The 12,752-nt window shown below is 57.0% G+C and carries 10 protein-coding genes; 7 read left to right on the forward strand and 3 right to left on the reverse strand.

Annotated features, from left to right (window positions below; translation table 11 throughout):
* The first annotated feature begins 45 nt into the window (after positions 1-45).
* The gene (locus tag HRR99_RS17785; RefSeq protein WP_233124096.1) at positions 46-1,491 is read left to right on the forward strand and encodes an aldehyde dehydrogenase; all 1,446 of its coding nucleotides are present in this window, start codon (positions 46-48) and stop codon (positions 1,489-1,491) included.
* A gap of 56 nt (positions 1,492-1,547) precedes the next feature.
* On the opposite strand, the gene HRR99_RS17790 is transcribed toward HRR99_RS17785, so the two are convergent.
* On the reverse strand, positions 1,548-2,756 hold the full coding sequence (locus tag HRR99_RS17790; protein WP_422387341.1) for a low temperature requirement protein A: 1,209 nt from the start codon (positions 2,754-2,756) through the stop codon (positions 1,548-1,550).
* Positions 2,757-2,793: 37 nt separating this feature from the next.
* Positions 2,794-3,084, reverse strand: coding sequence for a hypothetical protein (locus tag HRR99_RS17795; protein ID WP_233124098.1), 291 nt, complete (start codon positions 3,082-3,084; stop codon positions 2,794-2,796).
* Between the two features lie 381 nt (positions 3,085-3,465).
* Here HRR99_RS17795 and HRR99_RS17800 point away from each other — a divergent pair, with 381 nt between their 5' ends.
* The gene (locus HRR99_RS17800; protein WP_233124099.1) at positions 3,466-4,359 is read left to right on the forward strand and encodes a helix-turn-helix domain-containing protein; all 894 of its coding nucleotides are present in this window, start codon (positions 3,466-3,468) and stop codon (positions 4,357-4,359) included.
* A 37-nt stretch (positions 4,360-4,396) separates the two neighbouring features.
* On the opposite strand, the gene HRR99_RS17805 is transcribed toward HRR99_RS17800, so the two are convergent.
* Complete coding sequence (locus HRR99_RS17805) at positions 4,397-6,517, reverse strand: TonB-dependent siderophore receptor (RefSeq protein ID WP_233124101.1); 2,121 nt, start codon at positions 6,515-6,517, stop codon at positions 4,397-4,399.
* A gap of 232 nt (positions 6,518-6,749) precedes the next feature.
* Here HRR99_RS17805 and HRR99_RS17810 point away from each other — a divergent pair, with 232 nt between their 5' ends.
* From HRR99_RS17810 to HRR99_RS17830, 5 genes are all read left to right on the forward strand, one after another.
* Positions 6,750-7,757, forward strand: a complete 1,008-nt coding sequence (locus HRR99_RS17810) for an iron-siderophore ABC transporter substrate-binding protein (protein WP_422387342.1) — start codon at positions 6,750-6,752, stop codon at positions 7,755-7,757.
* Positions 7,757-8,800 carry a FecCD family ABC transporter permease gene (locus HRR99_RS17815; RefSeq protein WP_233124102.1) on the forward strand — a complete coding sequence of 348 codons (1,044 nt, stop codon included), beginning with the start codon at positions 7,757-7,759 and terminating at the stop codon, positions 8,798-8,800. The genes HRR99_RS17810 and HRR99_RS17815 overlap by 1 nt, the downstream gene beginning before the upstream one ends.
* A gap of 2 nt (positions 8,801-8,802) precedes the next feature.
* Positions 8,803-9,837: a FecCD family ABC transporter permease gene (locus HRR99_RS17820; RefSeq protein ID WP_422387364.1), complete on the forward strand. Its 1,035-nt coding sequence runs from the start codon at positions 8,803-8,805 to the stop codon at positions 9,835-9,837.
* Positions 9,834-10,655, forward strand: a complete 822-nt coding sequence (locus tag HRR99_RS17825) for an ABC transporter ATP-binding protein (RefSeq protein WP_233124106.1) — start codon at positions 9,834-9,836, stop codon at positions 10,653-10,655. Before HRR99_RS17820 ends, HRR99_RS17825 begins: the two co-directional genes overlap by 4 nt.
* Before the next feature lie 119 nt (positions 10,656-10,774).
* Entirely contained in the window at positions 10,775-12,751 is a 1,977-nt protein-coding gene (locus tag HRR99_RS17830; protein ID WP_233124107.1) for a phosphatase PAP2 family protein, read from the forward strand.
* The last annotated feature ends 1 nt before the right edge of the window (position 12,752 follow it).

Here is a 12,752-nt window from a genome sequence, read left to right on the forward strand (position 1 = left end):
TGGCGGCCTAGTGATTGGCGCAGTCGGTATTGGGAGGAATGACATATGATCGTCGAGTTGCTTATCGATGGAAAAGACCAGAAGGCCGAGGGCGGGCGCACTTTTGACCGCCTTGACCCGGTGACGGGAACCATGGCCGCACAGGCTGCCGCTGCAAGCACTGCGGATGCCGAACGTGCCGTCGCTTCCGCCGCAAAGGCGTTCGAGACATGGTCGAAGACAGGCCCCAACCATCGCCGCGCCCTGTTGATGAAAGCAGCCGACGTGATGGACAGCAAGGTTGCGTCCTTCGTGGAAGCCATGATTTCGGAGACTGGCGCGACCGGCCTTTGGGCGGGCTTCAACGTCAAGCTTGCAGCCGGTGTCATCCGCGAAGCAGCAGCAATGGTCACACAGCTTGGCGGTGAGGTCATTCCGGCAGACAAGCCCAACACGCTGGCGATGGGCATCCTGAAACCCAAAGGCGTCTGCCTCGCCATTGCGCCTTGGAATGCGCCGGTCATCCTGGGCACGCGCGCCGTCGCGATGGCAATCGCATGTGGCAATACGGTCGTCCTCAAATCTTCCGAACTCTGCCCTGCGACACATCGGCTGATCGGCGATTGCTTTACGGAGGCGGGTTTCCCGGCCGGCGTTCTCAACGTCATCAGCAACGCACCGCAGGACGCAGCATCCCTTGTCGAGGCCCTGATCGCAGACAAACGTGTGCGCCACGTCAACTTTACCGGCTCTTCCAAAGTCGGGCGGATCATCGGGCGGCTGGCGGGAGAAAATCTCAAGCCTGCGCTGCTGGAACTCGGTGGCAAGGCCCCATTGGTGGTTCTGGATGATGCCGACATCGACGGTGCAGTGAATGCGGCGATTTTTGGCGCTTTCATGAATCAGGGCCAGATTTGCATGTCCACGGAGCGGATCATCGTCGATCAGTCCATCGCCGACGACTTCGTCGCCAAACTTGCTGCCCGCGCCAACGCCCTTCCCGCCGGAAACCCGCGTGAGAAAGTCGTTCTGGGCTCTCTGGTCACGCCCGAAGCTGCGGAAAAAATGGATGCCATCATTGCTGACGCCACCGCCAAAGGCGGCAAGGTCGTTGCAGGCGGCACGCGTAACAATACGATCGTTACCGCCACCATCATCGATCACGCCGCGCCCGGCATGAAGATTTACGACGAAGAATCCTTCGGTCCGGTCAAGCCGGTCATTCGTGTGAAGGACGAGGCAGAGGCCATCCGCGTTGCCAATGATACGGAATATGGTCTGTCCGCCGCAGTGTTCAGCCGCGACGTCGGACGTGCCATGCGCGTGGCGGACCAAATCCAATCCGGCATTTGCCACATCAACGGACCAACCGTCTCCGATGAACCGCAAATGCCGTTTGGAGGCGTCAAGGCGTCCGGTTATGGCCGCTTCGGTGGCAAGGCTGCCATCGCCGAATTCACCGACCTGCGCTGGATAACAATCGAAGACGCCGGACAGCACTACCCGTTCTGAAAAATCTCCGTAGCAATCGCTCTCATGCGATTGCTACGGTTTCTCGCCCGATGCCATCAGGCCATGTCGGGTGCCTGCTTCTTCAGCGCCACATATTCCCAAATCGCCACCAGTAACAGAACCGTCACGGCGGCAATCTGCAACGCGTAAAGCGGCATTCCCTGTAGCAGCAAGAGAACGATGAGCACGCCAATCCCAACGAAGTGCGAGATCGGGCGGACATATGACGCCGCAATTTTCACACCGATGTTTCCCGCCAGAAACAGGATCGGCCCGCCAACGATGGCAAGCGACTCGCGCCATGTGGAATGCTCGTAACTGTGAGATAGGCTGAAGTCTTCGCCGACAGCCGTCAGGATAATGCCTGCGACGATAGGAAGATGCCCGTAATTGAACAGCGTCTGCGCAATCTTCTCAGGCTCGGCAGACTCCTCGGCTTTTTCGGATGCTTTTTCCTGCCCATGGTGGAAATAAATCCACCACATCAACACCGTGCTGGTAAAGGCCGCGCAGAAAACGATGAAGCTGAGACTTGAGTTCATATGGTCGGTCGCGGTCTGTCCTGTCGTCAGAATCGTCTCACCGAGACAAATGAGCACGAAGAGTGCACATCTTTCCGCTAGATGCTCTCCCGAAAGATGCAGCTTTTCGTGTTCTCCGGTTTTCAGCCCGGGGAAATAATATTTTACCGTAGGGCCTGCATATTCAATACCGATGGCAACGGCCCAGAGACCGATCTGCCATTCCAGACTTTCGGCCAAGCCACCGCACAGCCAGAAAATGCTGGAGACGCCCAGCCATATCGCCATGCGTGTGAAGGTCAGCGAGTTCTCGTGAGCGACGCCCTTGAAGACATAGAGGGCGAAAAGCGATCGCATCACCTGCATGCCGCTATAGATCAGGGCAAAGGTAAAACTCTGATCGTCGAACGCTTTGGGCAGCGCGATTGCAAGCAGCACACCTGCAAACATCATCGAAAACAGAAACAGCCGGACAAGTCCGGCCTCCGTATTCAACATGTTGGTCAGCCAAGTGATCTGCACCCATAGCCACCATAAAGCCAGAATGATGATGGCCGCTTCCAGTAATGCGGTAGAGCCGAAATCCTTGGCGAGGGTATGAGAGAGCTGGATCATCGCAAACACAAAGACGAGATCAAAAAATAGTTCAGGAAAAGTCGGCTTTCCAGCCTCTGCATCGGCCTGCCGGATAAGCCGCCACTTCGAGCCAGTTTTCATGCTCGAAGTCTCCATGGTCTGCCCCATAAATGTTCTGTTCCTCAAAAATCCAAAAGCTTGAATATCAGTTTGAAGCCATCTGCGAACGGGCTTCTTCACGCACTAATGCGTCGGCGCGACCGAAAAGCGCAACCTCTTTAGAATTGTCTGGGAAGAAACGTGGGCCGACAAGCCTCACCTGGCGACCGCTGACATCAACGATGTATCCAGCCTGTGCCTTGACGGGTCGTTTCGTTTCGATGCTCACAGCCGACTGTTTGATATCGAGGCTGCTCACCTCAATGTCCTGCGCTACGGCGGCGGTTACAAAACAAAATACGGCACCCACGGCGGCACCAATGGCAACCCGTTCCATCAACAATCTCCTGAATATACTGAGCTTTTGTGGCTCTTCAACACAAGAGGCGGGTGTTTTGTTCCATTCGTTCTATCGACGGTTCATGCAGCAAGCGGATGGTGTGGCCGGGATGTCATTACCGCCCTTTTGCAGATGAAGGCGCTCAGTGCGCTGCGGTTCATAACAAGAGGTCAAACGTTTCCCACAGACATCAGGGGATAGGTTTCGAGAAGACCCGTTTTCGAGCCTAACTTGCTATATGTTATAAACATGATATTTCTAGTCATCTAATGGCATTCATGTCGGAAATGCCTTGGCCCATGTCTGCGCATAAAGCGGGTAATGGCGAAGTTTTGCTTGGCGCGCCGATTTTCAAGCGCATGAGACTGGTTTGAAATTGTGACGTATCTGCACTCAATGACATCTTTCACGGACGGCATCCGTGCGCTGGGACCTGCCAGGTGGCGTGGTCTCGACGGGCTGATCAGCGTGTTCTGGGACGCCGAGGCGCATGCAGGAGCAACCGGTTACTACCTGTCACCAGACCCGCGCATCGTCATATTCTTCAACGATGTCTCCTCGCACATCCTCATGAGCAACCGCGACGGTAAAACTGCCGATGCTTACAGGCCAATGAAGAAGGCGATCTATGTGCCCGCCGGGGTGCCGCTGTGGACCAGCTTCACATCGTTTCACCGCTTCTCCCACGTCGACATTCACCTGCACAAAGACCGGATGTTGAAATATCTGCTGCCGTCAGTCGGAAGCTCCGTCGCCGCCAGCGCGCTGCGCAGGCCGGTCGAGATTCAGGATACACAGGCAGTCGAAGTGCTAGCCAGCCTTTTGGTCGATGAATTGATCCACCCCGCCAAACACGCAATCTACGCCGAAAGCCTCGTCGGCAGCATCATTGCAGGTCTTCTGGATCTGCGTGAGGGGCACCCTGAAGACAACACCAACGCGCGGCTGACCCAAGCGCAGATGAACAAGCTCATCTCCGTCGTCAATACCCGCGCCGACCGCCGGATGACCGTCTGCGAAATGGCTGAGATCGTCGGTCTCTCGGAAAGCTGGTTCGCCAATGTCTTCAAGCTAACCACAGGCAAAACACCCTTACAGTGGCAATTGAGCAGGCGCATCGACCTTGCCCGGACCATGCTGACGGACAGTGATCTCAGCGTGGCAGCGATTGCGGCACAGCTCGGTTTTTCAGATCAGGCCCATTTGACAAAGACCTTCAGGCAAGTCGCAGGCGAAACGCCCGCCGCATGGCGTCGTATGCAGCGGGGTTAATCAGTCTTAGGCGCGAGATATTCGGTGTTGTTACACCTCACCACTTATGTCGCAAGGTCGCCCAGACCTCACGTCCGGGATTATAGAAATCGGCCCCGAAACCACCGTTCGCTACGTATTTTTTGTTGAACACGTTGCTGGCGTTGACTTCCAGCGTCGTGTTTTCCTGGAGCTTGTAAGAAAAGGCTGCATCGAAGACGACAGTTCCTTTTTTCCCGGATGCATTGTCGTCACCATAGAAATAAGAGCCCACGTAGCGACCACCTGCCCCAAACGTCATGTCACCGCGACTGTCATTGCCTTCCAGGGTGTAACTTGCCCAAACAGAGGCCATATGCTCTGGAACGAGCGCAAGCTGGTTACCGACATTGACTCCGCCGATGTTGCGAGCAATCTCCGTGTCGAGAAACGTATAGGCAGCGGTCAGATTGATGTTTTCAGTAACTTCAGCTTTTGCCTCTAGCTCAAAACCACGCGACTTGGCCTGTCCGACCGTGTACTGAACGCCTGTATTCGGATCAGCCACAGCATAGTTTTCACGGGTCAGATCGAAGACAGACGCCGTGAAAAGTGCCGGGAAGGCATCAGGCCGATACTTGACCCCGACCTCGACCTGCTTACCCGTTTCCGGATCAAGCCCGACAGACGGCGGGGAAACTGATTCAGCATAGCTTGAATACACCGCTAATTCTTCGAAAGCTCGATAGCTGACGCCAACCCGTTTTGTAAATTCACTGTTGCTACTTTTACCGGATACGCCTGACATTTCATCAGTCTCATCAACATTTATCCAGTCGTTCCGTAAACCGACGGAAACGATGACTTTCTCTGCGAATGTCAACTCTTGCTGAAGATACAATGCTTTGGAGTTATCGTCAGAGGATGTGCTTGCGTAGAGTGGAACAGACGTCGGACGACCGCTATAGACCGGATTGGTCCAATCTATTCCTGGAGCAGGTCCATAATAGGTATCATTTGTTGAGGAATTTGAATTGTACTCTACACCCAGTAACGTGCGGCTTTCGACGTCGCTGAAATTTGTGTCGTACTGAAGATGTGCATCAACGATGAAATCTTCCGCAGAATACTCGTTAGCAAAAAAAGCTCGGCCGGCCGTCGTTGATCCGCTTGTCGGCGTTGTCGCAATATAGGCATAACCAAAGTTTGTATTCGTGTTGCTATAGCGAGCGTTAGCTCCAAATCGAAGTCCTGATCCAAAATCATGATCGAGCATGGCACTGACCGTGTTTCTGTTCGTGCCACGATAGTTAAAGTCAGGCTCACCAAAGAAACGGCTCCGGTCAAAATTGGAGCCTACTGGGTGGCCACCACTTCCCGGTACACCATCACCATTTATGTGATCGTAAACGATAGTCAAAGTCGTCGAGTCAGTTGGACGCCACGTCAGGCCTCCCATGAAAAACTTCTGATCATCCCGTGAATAATCATATTCCGCGTCCGCTTTTCTAAGCTTTCCCGTAAACCGGTAGGACAGAGTATCGTCATCGGTGATGTTGTCGCCAAAATCCACGCCGGTTTCTGCTCGATTATTCACTCCGCCAGTGACATATGCCTCTCCAAACCTTTCGGATTTTGGCGTTTTCGTCACCAAATTTACGGAACCGCCTGGGTCTGAAACGCCCGACGTAGAGTTAGCCCCTTTCAGTACTTCTACTCGTTCAAAAGCGTAGGTTTCCTCGCGTGCAGCCCCAAATGGACGACCCAAGGCCAATCCGTCACGATACGTATAAGCATCGAAACCACGTATTTTGAAAAAATCATAACGATCATCAGAGCCATAAAAATCCGTGCTGACACCGGGCGTGTATTGTAGCACTTCCTCAACGCTGGTCGCGCCTCGTTGCTCGATTTCTTTGGCTGTAATGACTGAAACCGACGCAGGCGTATCAAGAATATCGGTTGCCATTTTACTGACGCTCGACGCATTCGTCGCCACGATGGTCTTGGCATCGCTATCACCACCCGCACCCTGTACTACGATCGTCTCCAGCACTGTGCCGGAACCCTGTGCATCAGCCTCCTGAGCAAGCAGCCTGACTGGCGCCAGCGCGACAAGGGCCGTGCAACCCAATAGAAACGCCTGGCGGTAACGGCGACGCGCGTGGCCATGGTTTGCGCTGGTGGTTTCAATGCTCATGATCAAATTCCAGATGTCGAGTGCTGATTCTGGCAACCTCGGTGGAAAACCCGGCGCCCCCTGTATCGCCTGATAACTTGAGGCCGTTAGTCTGGTATTGTACAATTCCACGGTTTTGTAAAAAACCACGGAAACTTCCTTGGCCATCGCAACAGCTTGTCAGATCGGTCTTGACCTTCCATCGTGAAGCTGAGACTTCAAGTCAAGTTTCAATACGGAAGAAAGTTTGCCCATGCTGCGCTTCATTCGCGCTCTCGCGCCCTTCATGGCCCTGTGCCTGCACCTCTTCTTTGCAGCGAGCGCTGCACACGCCGAGGGCACATCCTATCCTCTCGTCATCAAACACGCCTTGGGCACCACAACGATTGAAAAGAAGCCGCAGCGCGTCGCTACCGTTGCCTGGGCCAATCATGAAGTGCCCCTGGCGCTTGGCATCTTGCCTGTGGGTTTCGCTGCGGCCAATTTTGGAGATGACGATGGTGACGGGCTGTTGCCATGGGTGGCGGAGAAGCTGAAAGCTCTAGGTGCGGAAAAGCCTGTGCTGTTCGATGAGGGCGATGGCATCGATTTCGAAGCTGTCGCGGCCACCAAGCCGGATGTGATCCTCGCGGCCTATTCCGGTCTCAGTCAGGCCGACTACGATACGCTGAGCCAGATCGCGCCCGTCATCGCCTATCCGCAATCACCATGGGCAACAGACTGGCGCGAGATGATCCGCTTCAATAGCCTCGGGCTCGGCATGGCTCAGGAAGGCGAGGCCCTGATCCAGCGGATCGACGCGGAGATTGCCGATGTCGTGGCGGGTTTTCCTCAGCTCAAGAACAAGACGGCCATGTTCGTCACCCACCTCGATACGACCAACCTCAGCACCGTCAATTTCTATACGGCCAATGACACACGCGTGAAATTCTTTGCCGATCTGGGCCTCACATCACCGAAAAGCGTGAAGGATGCGACCAAGCCTGGCCAGTTCGCTTCCGGTGTCAGCGCAGAGCGTGTCGATGCCTTCGACGATGTCGATATCCTCGTGACCTATGGCGGTCAGGCGCTGTTCGATGCAGTGAAGGCCGATCCGCTTCTGTCCAGAATGCCAGCTATCGAGCACAATTCCATCGTCATGCTCGGTCGCAACCCGCTCGGCACAGCGGCAAACCCGACGCCGCTGTCGATTTCATGGGTGTTGAAAGACTACGCGGCCATGCTGGCGCAGGCTGCGGAAAAGTCTGCCGGAAAGCCTTGATGACCTTCAGATACGCCCGGCAACCGGCCCGCAGCGCTGTCATAAAACGCTCGAACAGCGTCAGATCGCTCTGGCTGCTGGGTCTGCTTGGTGTTCTGGCACTGCTTTGCATTCTGTCCGTGGCCATCGGCACGCGGGATGTCGCCTGGGTCGATATCGCGGCGGCACTTGGTGGCCGGGCAGAGAACATTGGTCAGGCCGCAGTTGCCGTGCGCATTCCGCGCACCGTCCTTGCGCTTGCTGCCGGGGCGGCTCTGGGGTTGGCCGGGGCTGTCATGCAGGGCGTGACGCGCAACCCCCTGGCAGACCCGGGCATTCTGGGCGTCAACATGGGTGCCTCTCTTGCGGTTGTCATCGGCGTGGCATGGTTCAACATCGCGTCCGCCAACGCCTTTATCTGGGCGGCGATTTTGGGTGCGGGCTGTTCTGCCGTGTTTGTTTACACCATCGGCTCGCTTGGCCGGGGCGGGGCAACCCCGCTCAAGCTGGCGCTGGCTGGTGCGGCAACATCAGTCGCCTTTTCCTCGCTGGTCATCGCGGTCGTTCTGCCGCGAAACGATATCGCAGGTGGCATAAGGTCGTGGCAGATTGGTGGCGTCGGTGGCGCGACCTTCGACCGTATCTTCCATGTCCTGCCGTTTCTCGCCGTCGGCTTCGTCATCAGCCTGTTATCGGCACGCAAGCTGAACTCGCTGGCGCTGGGTGATGAACTGGCCGCAGGACTTGGCGAGCGCGTGGCCATCGCCCGTGCCTTTTCCGCACTCGGGGCGATCCTGCTTTGCGGGGCCACGACCGCCGTCTGCGGACCCATCGGCTTTCTCGGCCTCGTCGTGCCCCATATCTGTCGCTTGCTCGTCGGCGTCGATCACCGCTGGCTTTTGCCGTTTTCAGCGCTTTGCGGCGCAGGCCTGCTGCTCGCAGCAGATATCATAGGTCGCATCGTCTCGCGGCCAGCGGAACTGGATGTGGGCATCGTAACCGCGCTGATCGGCGCACCCTTTTTTATCTGGATCGTTAGACGGCAGCGGGTACGTGACCTATGACCATGCATTCGGCGATCGCCACCTCCCTCACGCGCAATCGTACCCAGCAGACACGAAAACGCATGCGCGTGATTGCGTTGCTCGTTGTTTTGATTGTCGCAATCTTCTCGCTCACACTCGTGCTCGGTCAGTCCTTCACCCCGCCGATGGATGTTATTCGGATTCTGCTGGGCCATGACGTGCCGGGCGCTGGCTTTACCGTGGGGCAATTGCGCCTGCCGCGAGCCGCGCTATGCGTTCTTGCCGGTCTCAGTTTCGGTCTTGGCGGCGTGGCGTTTCAGATCATGCTGCGCAATCCCTTGGCCAGCCCCGATATTATCGGCATCAGTTCAGGCGCCAGCGCCGCCGCCGTCTTCGCCATTGTCGTGCTGTCGCTGAAGGGGCCAATTGTTTCGGTGTTTGCGGTTGCGGCGGGGCTTGGCGTAGCACTGTCCGTTTATGCGCTGTCTTCGCGCAATGGGGTGGCAGGCACGCGACTCATTCTCGTCGGCATCGGCGTTTCGGCCATGCTGGAAAGCGTCATCGCCTACATTCTCTCCACCGCGCCAGCCTGGAGCCTGCAAGAGGCGATGCGCTGGCTGACCGGAAGCGTCAATGGCGCACAGCTTTCGCAGGTTCTGCCGCTTCTGATCGGGCTCGTTGCTTTCGGGAGCCTGCTTTTCAGCCGCCAGCGGGATCTGGAGGCATTGCGGATGGGGGACGATACTGCCGCTGCCCTCGGTGTTCGCGTCGGTGTGACCCGCATCCTCGTCATAATCGCTGCCGTGGGCACGATCGCCATCGCGACCGCCATCACCGGACCGATCGCATTCGTGGCGTTTCTGTCGGGGCCAATTGCGGCGCGCATCGTCGGCGCCAACGGCTCGCTGCTGCTGCCCGCAGCCCTCATCGGCGCGCTTCTGGTGCTGGCGGGGGATTACGCCGGACAGTTTCTGTTACCCAGCCGCTACCCGGTTGGCGTCATCACCGGTGCGCTGGGTGCACCCTATCTGATTTTCCTGATTATCCGCGTCAACCGGACCGGAGGCTCGCTTTGACCAACCACGCCCTTACCGTGACCAACCTATCCGCCGGATATGGCGAAAACCTTATTCTGGAAGACCTCGATCTTGTTGTTCCCGAAGGCAAGATCACGGTGATCGTGGGTGCCAATGCCTGCGGAAAATCGACACTGCTGCGCACCATGTCGCGGCTTTTGTCTCCGCGCCGTGGCCATGTGCTGCTGGACGGAAAGTCCATCCACAGCATGCCGCCGAAAAAGCTGGCTAGAACTCTCGGGCTTTTGCCGCAGTCTCCCATCGCGCCGGAGGGCATTACGGTCGCAGACCTTGTCAGCCGGGGTCGCCACCCATATCAGGGCATTTTATCGCGCTGGAGCAGCGCGGATAATGACGCCGTGGCGACAGCACTGGAAGCGACCAAGACCTTCGAGCTTGCGGAACGCCCGGTGGACGAGCTTTCCGGTGGGCAGAGGCAGCGGGTGTGGATTGCCATGGCGCTTGCGCAGCAAACGGACATTCTGCTGCTGGACGAACCCACCACCTTCCTCGATATCAGCCACCAGATCGAGGTTCTCGATCTGCTTGTCGACCTCAACCATAGCAGAGGCACGACCATCGTCATGGTTTTGCACGACCTCAATCTCGCAGCACGTTACGCCGACCATCTGGTCGCGATGGCCAAGGGGCGCCTCCACATCACCGGTTCCCCGCAAGACGTGCTGACGCAAGATCATATCCGTGAGGTTTTTGGCCTTGAAAGCCGCGTGATCATCGACCCCACATCGGGCCGCCCGATGATGCTACCCATTGGCCGCCATCGCATGACCGATGCGTCTCTTGAAGAACTGTACTAACAACCAGCGCCATGCAGACGCCGAATTCGTCATTCATTGTAAACAAAATGTCATGGTCCACGGGCATTTTGCCGACCACCGATTCCAGACGAATTAATTGACATCATCAGGAGGCTGTTTTGGCCACAACGCGCGCGTATTCCTTTTTTATCCGCTCCAGCTTGCTTGCATCCATTGCCGCACTCAGCATCACATCTCACGCATTGGCATTCGATGGAAAGACGCCATCAGGCGCTGGCTACAGCGTCGTTGTTCCAACGCCATCCGTTGCCTATCCACTGCCTGTTGCTGAGAATTACCATAACCAGACGGGTAAAAACGCCAAGGGCGAGGCCGTTAATGCCTATGATGACAAGCAAAACCCGGTCATCAACATACTCACAGGCTTCAACCGCATCTGGACATTGGGCGACGATGCCTGGGCCAATGGTGGCGCCAATGGCGATGGCCCCAAAGATTACAGCAGGGTCAAAATCCTCGATGCGGATATCTGGGCCGAGAACATGCGCTATGTCCTGTCCGTCACCGGCAAGAACCGCACCGATGCGCAGGCGCTTAACGCCTATCTGAACGACCGCCGCTCCCAGGGTTACAGCGTTATCGAAGGTCTTGGCCCCCTCGCCCCATGGTACCGCGAAGGGTCCGGCGCAACGACCACCATCAACCACACACTCAGCGATTTCAACGTCAATGAGGTGATCACCAAACGAGAAGACGACAAGGGCGCGGAAGCAGGAACGGACACGTCCGACCTCAAGGACTTCGTCGCCTTCATGAAGCTGATGCGCGGCCCGGAAGGCACGACGTCTCCCTCCAAATATTTCTATTCCAGCCCCCGCCCATGGCGCATGAACGCCAAGGGTGAGGTGATCGAAACAGGCACCGAGACCATCGGCGACAAGACATTCGAGCGCTACGAAACCGAGCCCGACGTCACGGTCCCCGCCTTGCGCTATGCCCGGGAAAACCGTGGTCGCGCCAAGGATGGCGGCTTCCCGAGCGGCCACACCAATGCCGCCTATCTCGCGGCAATTGCTTACGCCTATGCGGTGCCCGAACGGTTTTCCGAACTTCTGACCAAGGCGTCTGAATTGGGAGAAACCCGCATCGAGGCGGGCATGCATTCGCCGCTAGATGTCATCGGTGGCAGGATCACGGCAACGGCCATTGCCGCAGCCGTGTTGCAAGATGCGAAATCCGCGGATGCCAAGAAGCTGGCGCATGACGAAGTGCAGGCCTATCTGACCAAGCGCTTGCCACAGGGACAAACCCTGCAAAGCTTCGCGCACAGTGCTGATATCACCATCGATCCTTATGCGGATGAGGCGAAAAACAAGGTCGATTTCCGCAATCGTATGACCTATTCCTTCAGCCGCAACACCTCTGCGCCTCGCCTTGCCATGGTGGTGCCGGAGGGTGCGGAAGTCCTGTTGGAAACCCGCCTGCCCTATCTGGACGCTGCACAACGCCGCGCCGTGCTGTTCTCCACCGGCATCGAATCCGGCTATCCGCTGCTTGATGACAGCAATGGCTGGGGCCGCATCAACCTTGTGGCCGCAGCATCCGGATATGGCGCATTCGATGGCGATGTCAGCGTGACGATGAACGCAGCCGCTGGCGGTTTCAACGCGCAGGACCGTTGGACGAACGATATTTCCGGCCCTGGTCGTCTGGTGAAATCGGGTGACGGTGCGCTCGCGCTCACCGGCCATAACAGCTACTCCGGCGGCACCGTTGTGCAAGACGGTACGCTGACGGTTGGCTCCAGAACCGCGCTTGGCACTGGCAGCGTGAACGTCAGCGGTGGAACCCTGGCGCTGGGTTCAGAGGCTGTCGAGATCACGGGCGATTACAGCCAGACCGGCGGTACGCTCGCGCTCGATGCTGCGAATGGCCCTTTACAAATCAAGAGGCAGGCCAGCATCGAGGGTGCAACTCTCCATCTTGCTTTCGGGCAAACCACGCCCACTGCCGGAGCCCGGTTTGAAGTGCTATCAGCCAACGCGCTCCATGGCACATTCGCCAAAATCGATGCAGGTTCGGTCAAGATTCGCCCAGTCTACACCGGCAATTCCGTATCGGTCATCGTCGAATAAC

It is taken from the genome of Agrobacterium vaccinii (assembly GCF_021310995.1).
Lineage (GTDB): Bacteria > Pseudomonadota > Alphaproteobacteria > Rhizobiales > Rhizobiaceae > Agrobacterium > Agrobacterium vaccinii.

Bases quoted from the DNA above. Each gene is read 5' to 3' on its own strand.
- HRR99_RS17805 (WP_233124101.1), bottom strand. From the start codon at position 6,517: ATGAGCATTGAAACCACCAGCGCAAACCATGGCCACGCGCGTCGCCGT.
- HRR99_RS17815 (WP_233124102.1), top strand. From the start codon at position 7,757: ATGACCTTCAGATACGCCCGGCAACCGGCCCGCAGCGCTGTCATAAAA.
- HRR99_RS17820 (WP_422387364.1), top strand. From the start codon at position 8,803: ATGCATTCGGCGATCGCCACCTCCCTCACGCGCAATCGTACCCAGCAG.
- HRR99_RS17785 (WP_233124096.1), top strand. From the start codon at position 46: ATGATCGTCGAGTTGCTTATCGATGGAAAAGACCAGAAGGCCGAGGGC.
- HRR99_RS17795 (WP_233124098.1), bottom strand. From the start codon at position 3,084: ATGGAACGGGTTGCCATTGGTGCCGCCGTGGGTGCCGTATTTTGTTTT.
- HRR99_RS17790 (WP_422387341.1), bottom strand. From the start codon at position 2,756: ATGGGGCAGACCATGGAGACTTCGAGCATGAAAACTGGCTCGAAGTGG.
- HRR99_RS17810 (WP_422387342.1), top strand. From the start codon at position 6,750: ATGCTGCGCTTCATTCGCGCTCTCGCGCCCTTCATGGCCCTGTGCCTG.